The organism is Acinetobacter sp. ANC_7511 (assembly GCF_056779975.1).
The window spans coordinates 159094-178308 of sequence record NZ_JBWYIY010000004.1 but is presented as its reverse complement, the minus strand read 5'-3'; the positions used below and the strand labels follow the sequence as shown (position 1 = coordinate 178308).

The 19215-nt window shown below is 38.5% G+C and carries 19 protein-coding genes; 10 read left to right on the top strand and 9 right to left on the bottom strand.

Features of this window, described 5'->3' with window-relative positions:
• The 4 genes from AC1M9L_RS04345 to AC1M9L_RS04330 form a co-directional block, all read left to right on the top strand.
• On the top strand, nt 1-773 hold a 773-nt coding region (locus AC1M9L_RS04345; protein WP_481591440.1), incomplete at its 5' end, for an FAD-dependent oxidoreductase.
• 174 nt (nt 774-947) lie between these two features.
• Nucleotides 948-1292, top strand: coding sequence for a hypothetical protein (locus AC1M9L_RS04340; RefSeq protein WP_035265393.1), 345 nt, complete (start codon nt 948-950; stop codon nt 1290-1292).
• A 149-nt stretch (nt 1293-1441) separates the two neighbouring features.
• Nucleotides 1442-2143 carry a VIT1/CCC1 transporter family protein gene (locus tag AC1M9L_RS04335; protein WP_035265394.1) on the top strand — a complete coding sequence of 234 codons (702 nt, stop codon included), beginning with the start codon at nt 1442-1444 and terminating at the stop codon, nt 2141-2143.
• Between the two features lie 131 nt (nt 2144-2274).
• Nucleotides 2275-3486 (top strand): YeeE/YedE family protein, encoded by a 1212-nt coding sequence (locus AC1M9L_RS04330; protein WP_481591439.1) that lies wholly within the window; start codon nt 2275-2277, stop codon nt 3484-3486.
• A 262-nt stretch (nt 3487-3748) separates the two neighbouring features.
• Here the strand turns inward: AC1M9L_RS04330 and AC1M9L_RS04325 are convergent, their stop codons facing one another.
• The 3 genes from AC1M9L_RS04325 to AC1M9L_RS04315 all read right to left on the bottom strand — a co-directional run bounded on the left by AC1M9L_RS04325 (nt 3749) and on the right by AC1M9L_RS04315 (nt 7622).
• Nucleotides 3749-5047 carry a dicarboxylate/amino acid:cation symporter gene (locus tag AC1M9L_RS04325; RefSeq protein WP_035265514.1) on the bottom strand — a complete coding sequence of 433 codons (1299 nt, stop codon included), beginning with the start codon at nt 5045-5047 and terminating at the stop codon, nt 3749-3751.
• 535 nt (nt 5048-5582) lie between these two features.
• Entirely contained in the window at nt 5583-6362 is a 780-nt protein-coding gene (locus AC1M9L_RS04320) for a TIGR03915 family putative DNA repair protein (RefSeq protein WP_481591438.1), read from the bottom strand.
• Complete coding sequence (locus AC1M9L_RS04315; RefSeq protein ID WP_481591437.1) at nt 6363-7622, bottom strand: putative DNA modification/repair radical SAM protein; 1260 nt, start codon at nt 7620-7622, stop codon at nt 6363-6365.
• A 178-nt stretch (nt 7623-7800) separates the two neighbouring features.
• On the opposite strand from AC1M9L_RS04315, the gene AC1M9L_RS04310 reads away from it, so the two are divergent.
• Nucleotides 7801-8850, top strand: coding sequence for an NAD(P)H-dependent flavin oxidoreductase (locus AC1M9L_RS04310; protein ID WP_092767188.1), 1050 nt, complete (start codon nt 7801-7803; stop codon nt 8848-8850).
• 73 nt (nt 8851-8923) lie between these two features.
• Nucleotides 8924-9124: a hypothetical protein gene (locus AC1M9L_RS04305; protein ID WP_481591436.1), complete on the top strand. Its 201-nt coding sequence runs from the start codon at nt 8924-8926 to the stop codon at nt 9122-9124.
• Nucleotides 9125-9169: 45 nt separating this feature from the next.
• On the opposite strand, the gene dusB is transcribed toward AC1M9L_RS04305, so the two are convergent.
• Nucleotides 9170-10216 (bottom strand): tRNA dihydrouridine synthase DusB, encoded by a 1047-nt coding sequence (gene dusB, locus AC1M9L_RS04300; RefSeq protein ID WP_180028412.1) that lies wholly within the window; start codon nt 10214-10216, stop codon nt 9170-9172.
• A gap of 282 nt (nt 10217-10498) precedes the next feature.
• Between dusB and AC1M9L_RS04295 the strand changes: the two genes are divergently transcribed.
• Nucleotides 10499-11704, top strand: coding sequence for a DUF1615 domain-containing protein (locus AC1M9L_RS04295; protein WP_035265483.1), 1206 nt, complete (start codon nt 10499-10501; stop codon nt 11702-11704).
• The gene (locus AC1M9L_RS04290) at nt 11671-12318 is read left to right on the top strand and encodes an HAD-IB family hydrolase (protein ID WP_481589042.1); all 648 of its coding nucleotides are present in this window, start codon (nt 11671-11673) and stop codon (nt 12316-12318) included. Before AC1M9L_RS04295 ends, AC1M9L_RS04290 begins: the two co-directional genes overlap by 34 nt.
• 22 nt (nt 12319-12340) lie before the next feature.
• Here the strand turns inward: AC1M9L_RS04290 and proB are convergent, their stop codons facing one another.
• Together proB and cgtA are read right to left on the bottom strand one after the other, a co-directional pair.
• Nucleotides 12341-13474 carry a glutamate 5-kinase gene (gene proB / locus AC1M9L_RS04285; protein WP_481591435.1) on the bottom strand — a complete coding sequence of 378 codons (1134 nt, stop codon included), beginning with the start codon at nt 13472-13474 and terminating at the stop codon, nt 12341-12343.
• A 28-nt stretch (nt 13475-13502) separates the two neighbouring features.
• On the bottom strand, nt 13503-14714 hold the full coding sequence (gene cgtA, locus AC1M9L_RS04280) for an Obg family GTPase CgtA (protein WP_092767039.1): 1212 nt from the start codon (nt 14712-14714) through the stop codon (nt 13503-13505).
• A 257-nt stretch (nt 14715-14971) separates the two neighbouring features.
• Between cgtA and AC1M9L_RS04275 the strand changes: the two genes are divergently transcribed.
• Nucleotides 14972-16153, top strand: coding sequence for an MFS transporter (locus AC1M9L_RS04275; RefSeq protein WP_481591434.1), 1182 nt, complete (start codon nt 14972-14974; stop codon nt 16151-16153).
• A 55-nt stretch (nt 16154-16208) separates the two neighbouring features.
• On the opposite strand, the gene AC1M9L_RS04270 is transcribed toward AC1M9L_RS04275, so the two are convergent.
• A complete protein-coding gene (locus tag AC1M9L_RS04270) occupies nt 16209-16583 on the bottom strand; it encodes a winged helix-turn-helix transcriptional regulator (RefSeq protein ID WP_481591433.1) in 375 nt (124 codons plus the stop codon).
• Between the two features lie 117 nt (nt 16584-16700).
• On the opposite strand from AC1M9L_RS04270, the gene AC1M9L_RS04265 reads away from it, so the two are divergent.
• The gene (locus tag AC1M9L_RS04265) at nt 16701-17564 is read left to right on the top strand and encodes an SDR family oxidoreductase (protein ID WP_481589041.1); all 864 of its coding nucleotides are present in this window, start codon (nt 16701-16703) and stop codon (nt 17562-17564) included.
• Between the two features lie 28 nt (nt 17565-17592).
• Here AC1M9L_RS04265 and AC1M9L_RS04260 read toward each other — a convergent pair whose 3' ends face one another.
• Both AC1M9L_RS04260 and AC1M9L_RS04255 read right to left on the bottom strand, forming a co-directional pair.
• Nucleotides 17593-18273 carry a hypothetical protein gene (locus AC1M9L_RS04260; RefSeq protein ID WP_481589040.1) on the bottom strand — a complete coding sequence of 227 codons (681 nt, stop codon included), beginning with the start codon at nt 18271-18273 and terminating at the stop codon, nt 17593-17595.
• An 11-nt stretch (nt 18274-18284) separates the two neighbouring features.
• Nucleotides 18285-19043, bottom strand: coding sequence for an MFS transporter (locus AC1M9L_RS04255; protein ID WP_481591432.1), 759 nt, complete (start codon nt 19041-19043; stop codon nt 18285-18287).
• Nucleotides 19044-19215 lie beyond the last annotated feature (172 nt).

Sequence of the window (19215 nt, the reverse complement as noted above, 5' to 3'; positions counted from 1 at the left end):
GTCCTAAGTTTGCGGCTGAAATGGAAGCACACGTTCGTGAATACGGTGTCGACATCATGAACTTACAACGTGTGTCTGACATCAAAGGTGCGGATGAAACTGCCAACGGTTTAGTTGAAGTGACTTTAGAGAATGGTGCAAAACTTGAATCGAAAACGGTCATCCTGTCTACAGGTGCTCGTTGGAGAGAAATGAATGTACCAGGTGAGCAAGAATACAAAACCCGTGGTGTTGCGTACTGCCCACACTGTGATGGCCCATTGTTCAAAGGTAAACGTGTGGCTGTGATCGGTGGTGGTAACTCTGGTGTTGAAGCGGCAATTGACTTGGCTGGTATTGTTGAGCATGTCACTTTAGTTGAGTTTGATACCAAACTACGTGCTGACCAAGTTCTTCAAGATAAATTGAACAGCTTACCTAACACGACTGTCATCAAAAATGCGTTGTCTACAGAAGTTGTGGGTGATGGCAAACAAGTCACTGCACTGAAATACAAAGACCGTGCGACGGATGAAGAACACACTGTCGAATTGGCGGGGATCTTCGTACAAATCGGTTTGTTACCCAACACGGATTTCTTAAAAGAAACCCAAGTTGAGTTGACCAACCGTGGTGAGATTGTGATTAACGATCGCAACGAAACCAATGTAAAAGGTGTATTTGCTGCGGGTGATTGTACAACAGTACCTTATAAACAAATCATCATTGCCACTGGTGAAGGCGCGAAAGCATCACTGTCAGCGTTTGATTACATCATTCGTTCTGGACAGTAATTTCAGCCTTAACATACCGCATTAAAGTGTAGCCCTGAGAAAACTCTTTCTCGGGGCTTTTTTATAAGCCAATATTATCTTTACAATTTTTGAATAAAACTTTATTTAAAATCTGCTTATATTGTTCTCATCCATGCTACTTGGATACTCATTGAATTAAAAAAGGAAGATAAAATGAATAAGATTCTTGTTGCTTTAGGTCTTGCTGCTACAGTTGCTTTGGTTGGGTGTAATAAGGATAAAGCTCCTGAAACTGGCGCGACAACTGGTGAACATTTAGAAAATGCTGCTGAACAAGCAGGTGCAGATATTCAAAATGCGACTGAAGATGCAGCTCAATCAACTGCAACTGCAGTCGACAATGCTGCTGATGCGACAGCACAAGCTGCAGATAATGCTGCTGCACATGCTGAAAACGCTGCGCACAACGCTTCAGAAGCGGCTAAAGAAGCAACTGCTAATGCTGCGGCAGCTGTAGAAGAAGGTGCAGCGAATGTAAAAGAAAAAGCTCAACAATAATTTGATTTTTACCAATTAAAGCCTCTTTAGAGGCTTTAATTTTTTCTCTAACAGAGCAATTATACAGCCCCAAAATACGAATCAAGCCTATACTGTATGAATAACAACTCATTTTTGAATAACATTTTCAGATAATAAGACAAAATCCTATGAGCTATTCGCACCATACAGAACCACATTATATACATCGCACAGGTTGGTTAAGAGCTGCTGTTCTTGGTGCCAACGACGGTATAATTTCAGTCACTAGTTTAATCATGGGGATGGCAGCAAGTGGCGCGAATCAACATACCCTTTTAATCACTTGTATTGCTGGTTTGATTGCAGGCGCAACGTCCATGGCAGCTGGTGAATATATTTCAGTAAAATCTCAGTCTGATATTGAAGAAGCTGATCTAAAGTTTGAAGCAAGTGAGTTAGCACGCAATCCACAAATAGAACTGAAAGAATTAACGCATATTTATATACAAAGAGGACTATCACCCGAACTTGCTCATCAAGTTGCTATACAACTGAGCGAGCATGATGCGTTAGCTGCACATGCACGTGATGAAATTGGTATCCATGAAAATACAACAGCTCAACCTTTTCAAGCCGCTTGGTCTTCTGCCACCGCCTTTTCAATAGGTGCAGCTTGCCCTATGATCGCTATACTGATCAGTCCTCCTGCATATTTAGAATACAGTGTTGCCTTTTTTTGCATTTTAGCGTTATTTATTCTAGGGGCTTTATCTGGATATTTTGCTGGAACGTCTAAAGTAAAATCTGCATTGCGAATTACGCTTTGGGGAATCGCAGCGATGGCATTTTCAAGTTGGATTGGCTCACTGTTTAATGTACATGTCGGCTAACATATAAGAATTACAAATATATAAAATCAATATTACTCAGCAGCATTTAATGCATAAATGCAGTGTAGGACTATCAACCCACAATCAATCAATTAAAATACTGATGTGTTTTATCAGCTTTTCTTATCTTCATGTCCATTATTGCAGCTCAATCTGACCGATCACAGTCATCGGTCTGGATCGCTATTGTTTTATTGATTGTAGGCGCCCTTGGTGCTTATCAAATTGTGGGAATTAATCAAGCCCTGTTATTCCTTATTGGTGGTGCGCTTGGTATGACGCTCTACCATGCATCATTTGGTTTTACATCGAGCTGGCGCGTTTTTATTAAAGAACGCAAAGGTCGTGGTTTACGTGCACAAATGATTATGCTCGCCCTGGCAGTACTGCTCTTCTTCCCAGCTTTAGGTGCAGGTGAGTTATTTGGTCAACCCGTTAAAGGCAACGTCAATCCCGTATCGATGTCCGTGATGATTGGTGCTTTTATTTTCGGAATTGGCATGCAACTGGGTGGTGGTTGCGCATCTGGGACACTTTATACTGTCGGTGGTGGTAGCTCACGTATGCTGATCACTCTATTCTTTTTCTGTTTAGGCTCACTGATCGCAACTTCACATATTGAATGGTGGTTTGCACTGCCACATTTAGCCCCTATTTCAGTAGTACAAAGCTTTGGTGTTATTCCAGCGCTATTACTCAATTTTGTGCTATTTGGTTTAATCGCATTAGCAACAATCTACTTCGAGAAAAAACGCCACGGTCAGCTTGAACAAGAACCTGTTGCAGCACATCAAGGCTGGAAACGTTTCCTAAAGGGACCATGGCCTTTAATTTGGGGTGGTATTATTCTCACCCTGCTTAATTTCGCCACGCTTGCATTGGCTGGTCGCCCATGGGGTGTCACATCTGCGCTTGCAGTATGGGCAGCGAAAGGTGCAACATTAGTCGGAATTGATGTAACAGCTTGGGACTATTGGCAACAACCTGGAAATGCTAAAGCTTTAGCAAATTCGTTGTGGTTTGATATCACCTCTATGATGAATTTTGGCATCATGCTCGGCGCTTTACTTGCAGCAGGTCTCGCTGGAAAATTTGCACCGAGTCTCAATATCCCCAAACGCTCAATTCTAGCAGCAGTCATTGGGGGTATCATGTTGGGTTATGGCGCTCGATTAGCATACGGCTGTAACATCGGTGCTTATTTCAGCGGCATTGCATCAGGCAGTTTACATGGTTGGTTATGGCTCATTTTCGCTTTTATTGGTAATGGTATAGGTGTGAAACTTCGTCCAATATTTTTCCCGAATGAAAAGCCTCAGCCTGAAAAACTTACAGGTTGCTAATCAGCAAATATCGATATTTAAGAACGCCTAATTTCAATTGGGCGTTTTTTTATCTTTCTATAGTGCAATTACAATCATTCAAGAGGATAAGAAAGAAAAAGAAAGGAGTATTAAATTTTTAGCCGATTGAAATCATCTACGCCACCAAAGTTTGTTCTTATAATAAATCTGAATGCGCTTACTCTGAGTTTGATAAATGCTGCATCATCTATATAAAAACCCATCCGAAGATGGGCTTAAAATTTAGATCTTAAAAGTGAAGTCAAGCCTCTACTTTCTTTTTCAAAGTTGCATCTAATTGTTCTTTATCTAATGCATTATCCCAACGTGCTACAACGATTGCTGCACAAGCATTGCCAACAAGATTAGTTAATGCGCGGCATTCAGACATAAAACGATCGATACCTAAAATAAGTGCCATCCCTGCAACAGGTAATGCTGGAACAACGGATAATGTAGCTGCCAAAGTAATAAAGCCCGCACCCGTTACACCTGCAGCCCCTTTTGAACTAATCATCGCAACCAACAAAATTGTGATCTGTTCCCAAATGGTCAAATCGATATTACAGGCTTGAGCAATAAAAAGAGCAGCCATCGTCATATAGATATTTGTACCATCTAAATTAAATGAATATCCAGTTGGAATGACCAAACCAACGACCGACTTTTCACAACCCGCTTTTTCCATTTTATTCATCAGCGTTGGCAGTGCAGCTTCAGAAGAGCTCGTGCCTAATACTAACCATAATTCATCTTTGATATAGCGGATGAGATCAATGATAGAAAATCCATTGTATCGAGCAACTGCTCCCAGAATAAGCAGAACAAATAAAAGTGAAGTAATATAGAACGTTACGATTAATAATAGTAAATTTCCAATACTCGAAATACCGAAAGCACCAATCGTATACGCCATCGCACCAAATGCACCAATTGGAGCTAGTTTCATCAACATACCGACAAGGTAAAATACCGGAGCGGTCAGTGTCGTTAAGAAGTCTGTAACTGGTTTCCCTTTTTCACCCACCGCTGCAAGCGCTAAACCAAATAGAACAGCAACAAATAAAACCTGAAGAATATCACCACCCGCCAAAGGACTGATTAAAGTCTTTGGTATGATATTCATGAAGAAGTCAACAATAGAGGCATCCTGAGCTTTTTCAACATAAGTTGAAACTTTGTCACCTTCTAAAGCAGCAGGATCGATATTAAGACCTTTACCCGGCTGAATAAGATTAGCAACAATCATGCCCACAATCAGCGCAAGCGTAGAGAAAGTTAAAAAGTAAGCCATTGCTTTACCCGTCACTCGCCCCACTGCGCCCATATTCGTCATACCAGCAATACCCGTGACCACAGTCAAGAAGATAACGGGTGCAATGATCATTTTGACGATTTTAATAAAAGCATCGCCAAGAGGTTTTAAACTTGCCCCCAACTCCGGCATAAAATGTCCAAGTGTGACACCCGCAATAATTGCAAAGATGACTTGAACATATAAAATTTGATAAAACTTTTGCTTCTTAGGTGGTTGAGATTGCTCATCAACGTGAATATCCATGGAAGACCCTTCTAATTCAAAAAAGTGAATCCATTGTTAAATGCAATAAATTTCACACTCAAAAATGAATTGCGCGTTAAATAATTTCAAAGGTCGAAATTCTAGTGACATTCACTTTTTGAATGAAAAAGTCGGGCTTAACTATTAGTCTAAGAAAAAAAGATTTATAGAGTCCAATTGGGCTGAGATGACTAAATATGAATCGTCATAAAAATTAACTCATATAAAATTAAGTTTTGATATTTTTAGAAAAAAAATGAAAATTAAAAATTCATAAGTTAATTTTGAATATTAAAAATACAAATAATTTTATTTTATGACCCAATATATACCTATAAAGTATAATTAAATTTCAATGCAATCTAAGAACAATATATATAAATATATAATTCAATATCTTATGTAAACAACCCTTAAAGAAATATAATCAAAAAATATTAATAATTTTAGTAGTATAAATTTAAAACACTCTTACAAAATTGTTTTTATTATATTTTATCAAATAAATTCAATAACTTATTTTTAAAAAATCGTACTAAACCTGCTTTTCATTCATATATCTCCAATACCTTTTAGGTACGTATTGAACATGCAACTTAGGATTATCACGTGCCACTATATTTACACTCTTAAAATAATCCTTCCAAAGTTGATCATATAGCTCTTCTTGATCATCGAGTTCAATCATGAATGATTGACTAGAACCTATATGGATATTTTGATCAATTTCGGCTGCATTCAAATTAACTTGATGGACTTGCTTCAAATCATAGTAAATTCCGTAGCGTCGCTTTTCATCATAAATTAACCAACGCTGGTCTTGATAACGTGCTTTGAAATGCTTAGAGATTAAAGCCAGAACATTAAAATCTGGTCTTACTAATGATAAAAATAAACCATCCTTACACTTTTTAAAGCGAACAAATGCCTCCATTCGGTGCTTTTCACGACCAACTTGTTTAGCCCATTGTGCAAGCGCTAAAACATCACGATGACCGAAATTTTTTTCAACGGCGTATTGATGCTTAAAGATATAAATGGAATAATCAAATAGATGTTGGTATGCCACTTCCTGCTCAGACAAAAAAGTAAAATACCAATTACGTAAACTTGCAGCAGAAATTTTAGATTTTAAACCTTGCCAGACTCGTTCAGCTTGCTTTTCTTCACTGTAAACTCGGACTGACTCATCAAACAAATTCTGGTAAGCGTTTCCTTCAGTTTGAACTTTTACGTCGAACTCTTTGAATTGAAAAGCTCTAAAAACACAGCACAGCAACCCAGTCATGGTACCATCAAAAACATACACAGCCATTTAAAACCCAAATCCTAGTTGAGGTGACAGTTGTTTCACATATTTTGATTGCCCACTTTGTAAAATTTGCTGGCGGATCTGATGAGCGTGCTGTTCTCTTTTAAACTTAGGTGTATCAGCACATCGAATAAAATGTTGAGCACGATTATAAGCAACGCCTAAGCGCTTTAACTGATCGATATGAATTTTTCCAAAACGGCGAGCCTGTACAATTTTCTTAGCAGATCTCACACCAATGCCAGGAACACGTAAAATCATTTTATATTCAGCAGTATTAATATCCACTGGAAACTGCTCTGGATGTCTTAAAGCCCAACCTAATTTAGGATCAACCTCTAAATCTAAATTGGGATGTGCTTCATCCACAATTTCGTTGGCTTCAAATCCATAAAAACGCATTAACCAATCTGATTGATATAAGCGATTTTCTCGCAATAACGGCGGTGCAGAACCTACAGCAGGTAAAGCAGACTCTACTGGATTGATAGGTATATATCCTGAGTAATACACCCGTTTTAATTTAAAATCTTTATAGTGCTTGTCAGCCATCAAGATTACATCACGATCTGTTTCGTGATGCGCACCGACCACCATTTGTGTTGTCTGACCAGCAGGCACAAATTTAGGAACCGACTTGATTAGTTTTCTCTCATCTTTCAATTCAATCAAACGGTCTCTCACAATACCTAAATCTTTCTGCACTTCTGCATGCGACTTTTCAGGTGCAAATTTCACTAAGCCTTCTTCTGTCGGCATTTCTAAGTTAATGCTCATCCGATCGACATACAGTCCAGCCTCATGAATAATTTCTTGCGAAGCGCCCGGAATAGTTTTGAGATGAATGTACCCATTAAAATTTTCTTCCAGTCTTAATTTTTTTACGACTTGAAGCATTCTCTCCATGGTGTAATCCGCGGATTTAAAAATTCCTGAACTTAAAAATAACCCTTCTATATAGTTTCGACGATAAAAATTAATGGTCAGATCTACCACTTCTTGGACGGTAAATGCTGCTCGCTTTACGTCATTTGAACGGCGAGAGACACAATACGCACAATCATAAATACAGACATTTGAGAATAAAATTTTTAATAATGAAACACAGCGACCATCTTCGGTATAACTATGGCAAATTCCGGAACCTGTATTACCAAGACCTTTATCTTTGTTCTTGCGGTTACTACCACTTGAGGAACAAGACACATCATATTTGGCAGCATCAGCTAAAATCTGTAATTTTTCACGGATACGATCAGACATATATGTAAGGGGAAACAATGAGATTTCGAATATTATAATTGTTTATTTATTCTACTAAATGTCGCTGATCATTCATGCGACACAGTTTGACGCTTTGCATTTTCGCACTAAATAATGAATATAATTTGATTCTCCGATCATGATTGTGCAAAGTGAAATTAAATCATGGAGCTTGATTATGTCTTTACTCGAACAATTATCCATTCAGCATCCCATTTTTTTGGCGCCAATGGCTGGGGTATCCACACCAGAACTGGCAGCTGAAGTATCCAATCAAGGTGGTTTAGGGTCTCTTGGTTTAGGTGCTGCCAGTATCGAAAGTGCTCGACAACAAATTTTTGCAACTCAAAAATTAACAGATTTACCCTTTCAGGTTAATTTCTTTTGCCACAAACCAGCTCAACTTGATTCTGAACGTAATCAAAACTGGATAAATTATCTAAAACCCCACTTTGATAACTTTAATACTGAACCACCCAAAGAATTAAAATGTATTTACCCCAGTTTTTTAGATAATGATGATTTTTTAGATTTAGTCTTAGAAACTCGACCTAAGGCGGTGAGTTTTCACTTTGGGATACCTCATGCACATCAAATAGCTGCCCTCAAAGAGGCTGGTATTATTACGATGGTATCAGCAACGAACTTAGCGGAAGCTAGAGCAATTGAAGACGCTGGGATTGATATCATCATTGCACAAGGTATTGAAGCGGGAGGACACCGTGGTATTTTTAATGAGCATTTTGACAGTGCAATCAAAACAGCAGATTTAATAAAATTACTTGTTCCTACCTGCAAGATACCTGTCGTAGCAGCTGGTGGAATCATGAATGGCTTTCAAGCTAAATATATGATGAATCTCGGAGCTTCAGCCGTACAACTCGGTACTGCATTTGTACAATGCAAGAGTTCAGCTGCAAATGCAGCTTATCGTAATGCATTATTAAGTAAGCCTTTAACTCAAATTACATCAAGCATCTCTGGGCGACCAGCGAGAGGGATAATCAACAGTTGGTCAACTCTCGTAGATTTACCTCAGCGTGAGTTAGTTGCTCCCTACCCTTATGCATATGATTTAGGTAAACAACTAAATGCAGCAGCATTAACCAACAAAGATGAAAGTTTTGGTGCATTCTGGGCAGGAAGTAATGTAAATCAAATCAGAGTTTTAGAAGCACCTGATTTAATCAATCAAATCATATTAGAAATTGATCAATATGATGCTTAAATAATCGATAAAACCCATACCGAGCTGAAGTTTTTTTATTTACAATGAATTGTTAAATTATGTAGCGAAAAGTATGGGTTTTGTATTATTAGCACTTGTGGCGATTGGATTTGGAATAGACACCTATTCACATGCTCAAGATAAAGATCAGTCCACTCAACATAATGTTGAGCAGTTAGATGCTCAAATTTTAAATCAAGATCAATCACAATCTCCTGAAGAGAAAAAATCGGATTCTCAAGTAAATTTACAACCTCTTGAATCTCAACAGTAGAATGTATGAATAACTTATCTCAGTTGAGTGCTGACATATAGAAACTCAACCTGATTTTAATAAATCCACAGATTCCACTTGAACATCACTCATAATTTGCCCTTCTGACAAAAGTAAATCGAAATAATTGGCTACGACCTTGGCTTGTTCCGCTGTACTTTCTACTTTGTACATATTCTGACGAAATTCATTACTTGAGTGGAGACCTTTGGTGTACCACGCGATATGTTTACGTGCAATGCGACAGCCTGAATACTCACCGTAAAATTCATATAGCTCATTCAGATGTCCCAATAGAACTTCTTTCACTTCAGCTATCGATGGCGCTGCAAGTGGCTGTCCCGTTTTTAAATAATGAGCAATTTCTCTAAAAATCCATGGACGACCTTGTGCTGCTCGGCCAATCATCACGGCATCAGCACCAGTATGATCTAATACATACTTGGCTTTCTCTGGGCTATCAATATCTCCATTTGCAATGACTGGAATAGAGATATTTTGCTTCACTTCTTTAATTAGATCATAACGTGCAGTATTTAAATACATATCTTCCCGTGTACGACCATGCAATGCTAGAGCTGCAATACCCGCTTGTTCTGCGCGCTTCGACACACGCATAATATTTTCATGTCCGTTTAAAAATCCTAAGCGCGTTTTAAGTGTTACAGGGACATCTACTGCCTCGACCACCGCATCTAAAATTCTGGCTACCAAGTCTTCATCCTGTAGCAGTGCAGAACCTGCTAATTTATTGCACACCTTTTTCGCTGGACACCCCATATTGATGTCAACGATTTGAGCACCATTTGACACTTGATATCGTGCAGCTTCAGCTAAATCCCGTGGGTCTGATCCTGCTATTTGTGCTGAAATTGGAGCAATTTCACCATCAAAATTGGCTCGGTAGAGACTTTTCTTGCTCATACGCAGCGTTTTGTCAGAAGTCATCATTTCACTAACTGCATGTCCTGCACCAAAATATTTACACAAGGTTCTAAATGGTCGATCCGTTACACCTGCCATGGGTGCTACAAAAACAGGAGTTGTTTTTTCGCGATCAAATAAATCACGGATCACAGGATGTTGAGACATGAATAATACCAATGATGATGAAACAGTTTCAGAATGCTTAACTTTTTAAATCTGCACTCATTGAGAGATTGAAATTAGATACAAGCATTAAATTATATAACGTTTGAAACTAAAAATATGTTTTATCTCATTTTGCTTGAATGTTAATGGATGAACTTAAGCTCAAAACTTAGATTTTGATTTGAAGCATGCTGCCATCATCTTGTATACATATAAGTTCTCACAAATCGTGAATGAAATAGTATACTTCGCTAGAATCTTTATCCCTGATACTTTGCATTTATGAAAAATAGCTTTCGCTCTAATGTAATTTTTAAAGCCTGTAGTGTTGCTACATTAAGTTTATTCATGAGTGCTTGTGGTGATTCATCATGGTGGAACACACAAGATAAAACGATTGATGCAGAACAAATCTCAAAACTCATTCCTGGCCGCGTTAATAATCGTGGTTCATGGGCCGAGGATATTTATAAAATAACCGAGCAACTTGGTATACCTCAAACGAAAGAAAATGTGTGTACCATTATTGCTGTAGTCGATCAAGAATCTAATTTTGTTGCAGATCCCCATGTACCCGGACTAGGTGCCAAAGCAGTTAAAGAAATTGAAGATCGTTTAGATGAAAAATTCAAAGATAAATTAGGAGATAGTATCGGAGGCACCGTTGCTGGGTATTTCCAAGAAGTCTTAAAAAATCAACCAACACCTGAAGACAATTATCTAAAACAAATGCGAAAAGTCTCCACCGAACGAGAATTAGATGAATTGTATCGTGAGATTTTTGCTCACATGGCAAAACACTACCATGTCAGTGCACTCACTGGTGCAGCTAAACTCGTTGGTCAAGATATTGGTGAAAAACTAAATCCCATTACCACTTTAGGCTCTATGCAAGTTCATATTAGCTATGCAAAAGATCATAAGCGCCAAGGTGGAAGTATCGCAGATCTAAGATCAGACCTTTATAGTCAATATGGCGGACTCTATTATGGTATTCACCGCCTGATGATGTATCCAGCAGATTATGATCAACCCATATATCGCTTTGCAGACTACAATTCAGGCATGTATTCAAGTCGTAACGCCGCTTTCCAAAGCATGCTCAATGAATTAACAGCAGCGGAGTTAACGCTTGATGGAGACTTATTACTGTACAATAAAAATGGCAATCCAAAAGCTGAAAAGAGTCAATCTGAACAAGAACTTATCAATGTATTTGCCGCAAATAATGTATTTATTACACCTCGTCAAATTCGAGCTGATTTAAAGAAAGAAAAAGAGAAAAAGTTTGAAGATACGCAAACCTATAAAGCTGTGACTGAGCTTTACGAAAAGAAAATTGGAAAAGAAAAATTTTATGCCATTATGCCTGAAGTGGTTATTTCAGGTCCTAAGCTTAGTCGCGACTACAATACCAACTGGTTTGCTACGCGAGTTAACGGTCGATATCAAACATGTATGCAGAAAGCAAAAAGAATCAAAACCTAGCATTATTTGATTTTGATGGAACATTATGTGATAAAGATAGTTTTACTAGCTTTATCTTTTACGCCTTATCAAAACGACATATTGTTAAGCAAGGACTAAAAACCCTGCCTTGGATTCAAGCCTATTTTTTAAATATTTACCCCGCGCACGCAATGCGCCCTAAGCTATTCAAGGCAATGTTTACTGGATTTTCTAGGTCTGATGCAGATCCGATTGCACTTGAATACGCCCATTCATTACAACAACACTTAAACTCACCCATTTATGAACAATTGATCAAGCATCAACTCCGTGGTGACCGCATTGCGATTGTCTCTGCATCCATTGATATTTATTTAAAACCCATTTCTCAGATTTTAAATGTAGATTTGATTTGTACTGAAACTGAAGTGCTCAATCAGTTTTATACGGGTCATTATTCTTCTCCTGATTGTAGTGGCGAAGAAAAAAGACAGCGCATACTCAAGCAATATGATGTAGACCAATTTCAATCAATTTATGCTTATGGAAATTCTTATGAGGATCAAGCGATGTTAGATATGGCTGATTATCCTTATATGGTCGGATCATCTCATCAATTACCCGATCTTGACCCACAAAAAAAGCTCGCCTAAGCGAGCTTTTTTTAATAAGAAATTAATAGATCGCCATATGATTGCGATGAATCATTTCTAATGAACGTGCTTCACCTAGAACTTGGTGTACCTTATCTGAGGGTAAGCCTTTGACAATTTCAGCGCTACGTGAACTAAAGTTAACACGACCAACTGCGACGCGATGCCGTTGCTGATCCACACACTCCACCACATCACCACGCTCGAAATGCCCTTCAACTGCTTTCACACCTACAGGCAATAAACTCCGATGATTTTCTTTGATTGCTTTCACAGCACCATCATCAATCACCAATCGCCCTGCAGTTTGCAAATGTGCAGCTAACCATTGTTGGTGAGCAGTCATTCGATCATTATCAGTGATAAACAACGTACCCAGCATCTCACCCGACATTAATCGAGTTAACACATGATTACTGTCTCCACTGGCAATCAGTGTAGGACATCCTGATTTCGCAGCTAAACGAGCAGCACGTACTTTGGTCAGCATTCCACCTCGACCAAACTTACCACCACCACCTGCCATATCAAACAAACTTTCATCTAATGCGCGAACTGTATGAAACAACTTCGCATTAGGATTTGAGCGAGGATCTGAATCAAACATCCCCTCTTGGTCTGTCAAAATAATCAATAAATCAGCATGAACTTGGCCTGCAACCATTGCAGCTAAAGTATCATTGTCTCCGAATCGAATCTCATCAGTAGATACAGTGTCATTTTCATTAATCACTGGAATCACTTTCCAATCGATTAGATGTTGTAAAGCATCACAAGAATTCAAATAACGGCGACGGTCAGCCAAGTCATCATGAGTCAATAAAACTTGGGCAGATTGAATATTGTGATTCAACAATACACTTGACCAAGTTTGTATGAGCCCCATTTGACCAATGGCAGCACAAGCTTGAAGACTGGGTAGATCCGTGGGTCGATTCTCAAGTTTCATTCGAACCATACCTTCAGCCACAGCACCGGAAGACACGAGAATAATCTCATGCCCTGCATTGTGTAGATCTGCAATTTGCCCCGCCCAATGCGAGATTGCATCTATATCTAAACCTTTTCCGTTTGCTGTGAGTAAAGATGATCCGATTTTAACAACGATTCTTTTGCAACCCTTGAGCTGACGTTGCCCATCTACCACTTCTATCATCTTGTCCTCTGTCTCTTATATAAAGAGATTAACGTACGTAGTACACTTCCATTTCGCCATCATCTTCATCATCGTCAAAATCGTCATCCTCTTGACTGGCAAGACGTTGTTTACGACGCATTTCACGATAAGCCTCTTTAGCGGCAATGGTTTGTTCACGTGTTTCAGCTTCAAGCTGATCACGGAATGCTTGCATTTCTGCTGCATACTCTGGATCTTCAACTTCGCGTTCGCGCTGTTGTTCAATTTGATCCATTAAATAATAAACGACTTCTTTGGTTCCCTCAGACATCAAGCCTGAAGTCTTAAATACTGGACCCTCCCATTTCAACTCTTCAAGGATGTGATTGCACCACTCATCTCTTGAGTCTTCAGGCAACTGATCTACTTTATTTAAAACCAACACCACTGGGAGTTTTGACAATGTTGGAGAGAACTTTAAAAGTTCATTTAAAATTGCCTTAGCATTATAAGCTGGATCTGATCCATCAATTGGCTGTACATCCACGATATGTAGAAGAATACGAGTACGCGCCAAATGTTTTAAGAAGCGAATACCAAGACCTGCACCTTCTGCAGCACCTTCGATCAAACCTGGAATATCAGCCATTACAAATGAACGGTGACGATCTGCATCTACAACACCAAGATTAGGTACCATAGTTGTAAATGGGTAATCTGCTACTTTTGGTTTTGCTGCAGAGACAGCACGAATAAATGTTGATTTGCCCGCATTTGGCATACCTAATAAGCCAACATCTGCCAAAACTTTCAGCTCTAGGCGAATTTCGCGGAACTCACCTTTGTTACCATGTGTACATTTACGTGGAGCACGGTTCGTTGATGACTTAAAGTGAGTGTTACCTAAACCACCGTCACCACCTTGAGCAACAAGAACACGTTGACCATTTTCAATTAAATCACCAATGATGTCGCCAGACTCAGTATCTACAATTGTTGTTCCTACTGGAACATATAGTGTTACGGATTCACCACCGCGACCTGCACAGTTTGCGCCAGCACCATTTTTACCACGTTCAGCACGAAATCTACGGGTATAACGATAATCTACAAGCGTACTGGTGTTGTCATCAGCTTGAATATATACGCTGCCACCACGACCACCATCACCACCATCTGGACCACCAAATGGTACGAATTTTTCACGGCGAAAACTGGCTACGCCATTGCCACCGTCGCCAGCCTCTACGGTAATGACTGCTTCATCAACAAAGCGCATAATGCCAATCCTCTAAAAACTTTAAAACCGCCTATTCTGCCATATTTTAAAGTATTTCTCGACTATATTTATGCAGGTTGAGAATAAGTTAGCGACTTTTTTCATAAATTGAGTCTTTAATATTTTGGTGTATCACTGCATTAAATTTGATTTATTCATTACTCATTGTTTTATCAAATGACATCATTGGTTTTATTTATTTCTGAAACCATAAAATAATGCCTATAGTGCATTAAATTGCACTCTAAGATTTTGACATGGATCGCTCTGCTACCCCTTTATCCTCACAATTCGTGCTTGTTATGGCTTTGGCCTGTGGTGTCTGTGCAGGTTCAGCTTATTTCAATCAACCACTGATTTATTCAATCGAAAGAAGTTTAGAAATTTCGACCAGCCAAGCTGGATTTACCGTGGTTATCGCTCAACTGGGTTATATGCTCGGACTCATGCTTTTGGTACCCCTTGGAGATTTTTTTAATAAACGAAAACTCATTGTGAGTTTAATGATATTTGCGGCAATTTCGCAGATCCTTTTGTCTTTCAGCTCAGATATCAGCACTTTATATATCTTTACACTCTGTGCAACATTTGGAGCCATATCAGCACAAGTATTAATTCCTTTTGCTTCTTCCATTAGCCCACCTGAATTAAGCTCAGCAGTTGTAGGTAAACTCATGAGCGGACTGGTCATGGGGATTATTTTATCTAGGACATTTGCCGGCTTTGTTTCAACTTATTGGTCTTGGGAAGGCGTTTATTTTAGTAGTGGTATTTTGACTTTATGTTTTGCATGTTTAATGTGGAAAAAACTCCCCAACACTCAACCTGCTTCGCATTTACAAGTCACCGATATTTACAAATCACTTTGGAGCATCGCAAAGCATAATCCGCATCTCATACGCCGTGCCTGCGCGGGTGCCCTAGGATTTGGCATTCTCTCAATGGTGTTTACATCGATGACTTTTGTTTTAGGGAGTGCCCCATATCAATTTACTGATTTTCAAATTGGTCTATTTGGTCTGTTAGGTATTATCGGAATTTATTCCTCGAGTTGGTCTGGTAAAACAGTTGGCAAAGGGAAAGAAGAATTTGTCGCTCAATTATGTATCACCTTGATGCTGTTCTCTTGTATTCCATTATATTTCGCGCAACAGAACATCTTCATTTATGCACTTGGCGTATTGATGAGCTATTTTGGTCTCACTGCATTTCATGTTTTGAATCAAAATCTAGTCTATCGTATTGATGGTCAAGCACGCTCACGAATTAATGCTGTATATATGACCATTTACTTTTCAGGCGCTGCATTAGGTTCTTTAGGTGCTGTCTATGCTTGGGAACATTATGCATGGATTGGTTGCGTTGCTTTGGGACTGTTTTTCTCAATTTTAATTTTATGTATTGATCGTTATGATTTTAAGATCATGAAAACCATATAAACATCTCGCTCAGTACACACTTTAAACTGAGCGATAACGAAATGATGAAGTATAACTATCGCGTAATAAGTGCCTTACTTTCCAAAATCTCGGGTAAATTTCGCTCAACCCAATGGATCAACTCATTTAATTTCATCGCTGCATTTGAACCCAATACAGTGAGTTGATACTCCACCTTTGGAGGAACTACTGGATAAACAGTGCGCAAAATAAAACCATCTTTTTCTAAGGTTTTTAGTGTCTGAGCCAACATTTTTTCGCTCACCCCCTCAATTCTTTGTTTTAGCTCACTAAAACGATGCACACCATCACTCAAGCAATTTAGGACGAGAACTGACCATTTACTGGTGAGATGCTCTAAAATTTCACGAGAAGGACATTCACTGGATAAAACTTGACCTAATAAATCACTATGCGCATATGTACTCATCATTTTTCTCTTAACAGTTAATAACTTACTTTTAGGTACGTACTTTCATTAAGTAAGTTAACAGATTAATATACCTGCATCAAGTTTATTTTTTAGCCACATTAAGAGGAAATTAAAATGAAAATTGCGATTACAGGTGCAACTGGTGAATTAGGTCGTTTAGTTGTTCAAGAACTTAAAAAAATTCATAGCAAGCATGAAATTATTGCTTTGGTTCGCAACCCAGAAAAAGCTAAAATTTTATTTTCTGAAGATATTCAAGTACGCAAATTTGATTATGATCTGCCAGATGATCTCGCAAATTCCCTTCAGGATGTTGATAAACTCCTGCTCATTTCTGCCAATGAAATTGGTCGTCGCACTCCACAACATAAGGCTGTTATTGATGCTGCGATTCAAGCTAGAGTTCCTCACTTAATCTATACCAGCTTACTGAACGCAGATCATTCTCCGCTTGGCTTAGCCAATGAACATCGAGAAACGGAAAAATTAATACGTGAAAGTTCTATTACCTACACCTTTTTAAGAAATAATTGGTATAGCGAAAACTATTTATCTGCGCTCACCCATCAAATCGAGACAGGCATTGTGTACGGAGCGGCTCAAGATGGTTTAATTAGTTCAGCTTCTCGTTTGGATTATGCCACTGCTGCAGCTCAAATATTAAATGATGAATCCACTCAACATTTCAATAAAGTTTACGAGCTTGCTGGTAGCGAAAGCTTTAGCTTAAAAGATTTTGCGACCCTACTTTCTGAGTTTTCACAACAGCCTGTGAAATATCAAAACTTATCTCCAGAAGATTATCGTCAAGGATTAATTCAAGCTGGTTTACCAGTAGGTCTCATTGACGTCATTGTAGATGCAGATCTTCACACTTCCCATGGTGCGATGTACAGTGAACACAAAGATCTTGAACATTTAATTGGTCGAAAAACCACATCGATTCGTGAAAGCATTCAGCAAGCCCTGAATGCTTAGAGGATAGACTCCCCTTAAAGGGGAGTTTTTACTTTTTAATATTGCGAAGGGGTAAATCCAAGTTCATATCTAAATTCGCCTTTGTTTGTCGCTCCAAGTTATACATTGTTGCTCTAAAACTAGATATATCCTTCATCAAAATTGGATCATTTAAATGCAATACCGGTTTGAAAACATGATCAATATCCACATCAAGCTGCTCATGCAAATCTAAATAGACAGGACCATCAAAATCAATCGTAATTGGAACCTGATAAGTCCGCTTTAAATGAAATGGAACTTCAAGCTGAATAGGCAAATCTAAATTTAACGGAAATTTAGGTAAAAATCGTGTTTTATACACCAAATCTGTTGTTGCACTAATTGGAATCGTTTGATCGATTTTTACTTTCGTTTGATAATCCACACTCACAGAAACAGGGACTTCGACTTTAAACTTGAGATTGGTTTTGTATTTACCCTGCAAATCTAAATCAATATTTTCCTGTACTTTAATTTGTGTATTTAGCGCGCCAATCGCTTGTACCTCAAGATAATTCCCAACATCAATTTTGGTCGGCAATGATTCTGACAACTGTACACTTGCATTCTTCGCACTGACTTGAACAGATGCTTGAATATTGAGATATAGCCAAAAACCTACGGCAACAATGCTTGCCACGATAATAAATAAGAGCGAACCATATCCCACGATTTTTTTAGCACTCATGCTTCTCGAGCTCACTGGGCTTTCACCGATTCAGCAGATTGATCATCCTTCTGAACTTTAATGGGTGATGCTGCTTCCACTTTTTGATTTTTTTGTAATGTTAAGGTATTGAGTGGGATAACCAACTCACCTTTTTGTATTTTAATTGGCAAAGTATTTTGTACGTTGACTGAAGCCTCTAACGCAGTTTTAATTGGTGCATTCAAATGACCTTCTACTGGTATATCCACATCTAAATCCTTATTTAATGGGATGCGTAGATTCTCTTTTAAATCCGCTTGAACAGGTGCTTGAAATTTCAAGTGAACCATTTGATCTAAGGGAACATCCATTTCAACAGGTACATCAAGTTTAATCGGAATCGTCCCTTTCAATGGCAGTGTAATATCTTTGCCTAAAATGCGAACCTTAACTTTAGTATCCACTGCTAAATTTTGATCCACAATCAAATTTTCACGGACTGGAATAACCGTTTTAATTGGTACTTGATTGTCGAAATAAACCATAGGATTCAGTGTTTGTTGTACAGGAATAGAAAGATTTTCACGTATTGGAATGGTCGTTTTTACGCGACCTGTCACATTCACATCCAAAGCATCGTGGATTTGAACTTTCGCTTGCAATGGCTCCTGAAGATCAATATTCACGGCTTGATCTTCTAGTGGAATGTAAATTTTAAAATGTTGAAAAACCCATAAGGCAATTGCTATACCACTCGCAGCAGCCAAAGCAATCAGCACGAAGCCAATGACAAGATATTTGATGCGCAAAAATATAATCCTTTAACACTTATTTTTTTTAATCACCTGCTCACAATCCATATTTTATGTGAACAAATACACAATTTTTCAATATTAAACCACTTATTTTGAAGAAACCATATTGCTCTAAAGTCTTAATTACGTAAATTTAGGCAAATAAAAAAGAGCCTCGAAAGAGGCT

What these genes read in the sequence shown, in the direction of transcription:
- AC1M9L_RS04275 (WP_481591434.1), top strand. Translation starts at nt 14,972, where the DNA reads ATGGATCGCTCTGCTACCCCTTTATCCTCACAATTCGTGCTTGTTATG.
- AC1M9L_RS04335 (WP_035265394.1), top strand. Translation starts at nt 1,442, where the DNA reads ATGAGCTATTCGCACCATACAGAACCACATTATATACATCGCACAGGT.
- cgtA (WP_092767039.1), bottom strand. Translation starts at nt 14,714, where the DNA reads ATGCGCTTTGTTGATGAAGCAGTCATTACCGTAGAGGCTGGCGACGGT.
- AC1M9L_RS04340 (WP_035265393.1), top strand. Translation starts at nt 948, where the DNA reads ATGAATAAGATTCTTGTTGCTTTAGGTCTTGCTGCTACAGTTGCTTTG.
- AC1M9L_RS04295 (WP_035265483.1), top strand. Translation starts at nt 10,499, where the DNA reads ATGAAAAATAGCTTTCGCTCTAATGTAATTTTTAAAGCCTGTAGTGTT.
- AC1M9L_RS04265 (WP_481589041.1), top strand. Translation starts at nt 16,701, where the DNA reads ATGAAAATTGCGATTACAGGTGCAACTGGTGAATTAGGTCGTTTAGTT.
- AC1M9L_RS04260 (WP_481589040.1), bottom strand. Translation starts at nt 18,273, where the DNA reads ATGAGTGCTAAAAAAATCGTGGGATATGGTTCGCTCTTATTTATTATC.
- proB (WP_481591435.1), bottom strand. Translation starts at nt 13,474, where the DNA reads ATGATAGAAGTGGTAGATGGGCAACGTCAGCTCAAGGGTTGCAAAAGA.
- AC1M9L_RS04290 (WP_481589042.1), top strand. Translation starts at nt 11,671, where the DNA reads ATGTATGCAGAAAGCAAAAAGAATCAAAACCTAGCATTATTTGATTTT.
- AC1M9L_RS04315 (WP_481591437.1), bottom strand. Translation starts at nt 7,622, where the DNA reads ATGTCTGATCGTATCCGTGAAAAATTACAGATTTTAGCTGATGCTGCC.
- dusB (WP_180028412.1), bottom strand. Translation starts at nt 10,216, where the DNA reads ATGTCTCAACATCCTGTGATCCGTGATTTATTTGATCGCGAAAAAACA.
- AC1M9L_RS04330 (WP_481591439.1), top strand. Translation starts at nt 2,275, where the DNA reads ATGTCCATTATTGCAGCTCAATCTGACCGATCACAGTCATCGGTCTGG.
- AC1M9L_RS04320 (WP_481591438.1), bottom strand. Translation starts at nt 6,362, where the DNA reads ATGGCTGTGTATGTTTTTGATGGTACCATGACTGGGTTGCTGTGCTGT.
- AC1M9L_RS04325 (WP_035265514.1), bottom strand. Translation starts at nt 5,047, where the DNA reads ATGGATATTCACGTTGATGAGCAATCTCAACCACCTAAGAAGCAAAAG.
- AC1M9L_RS04270 (WP_481591433.1), bottom strand. Translation starts at nt 16,583, where the DNA reads ATGAGTACATATGCGCATAGTGATTTATTAGGTCAAGTTTTATCCAGT.
- AC1M9L_RS04310 (WP_092767188.1), top strand. Translation starts at nt 7,801, where the DNA reads ATGTCTTTACTCGAACAATTATCCATTCAGCATCCCATTTTTTTGGCG.
- AC1M9L_RS04305 (WP_481591436.1), top strand. Translation starts at nt 8,924, where the DNA reads ATGGGTTTTGTATTATTAGCACTTGTGGCGATTGGATTTGGAATAGAC.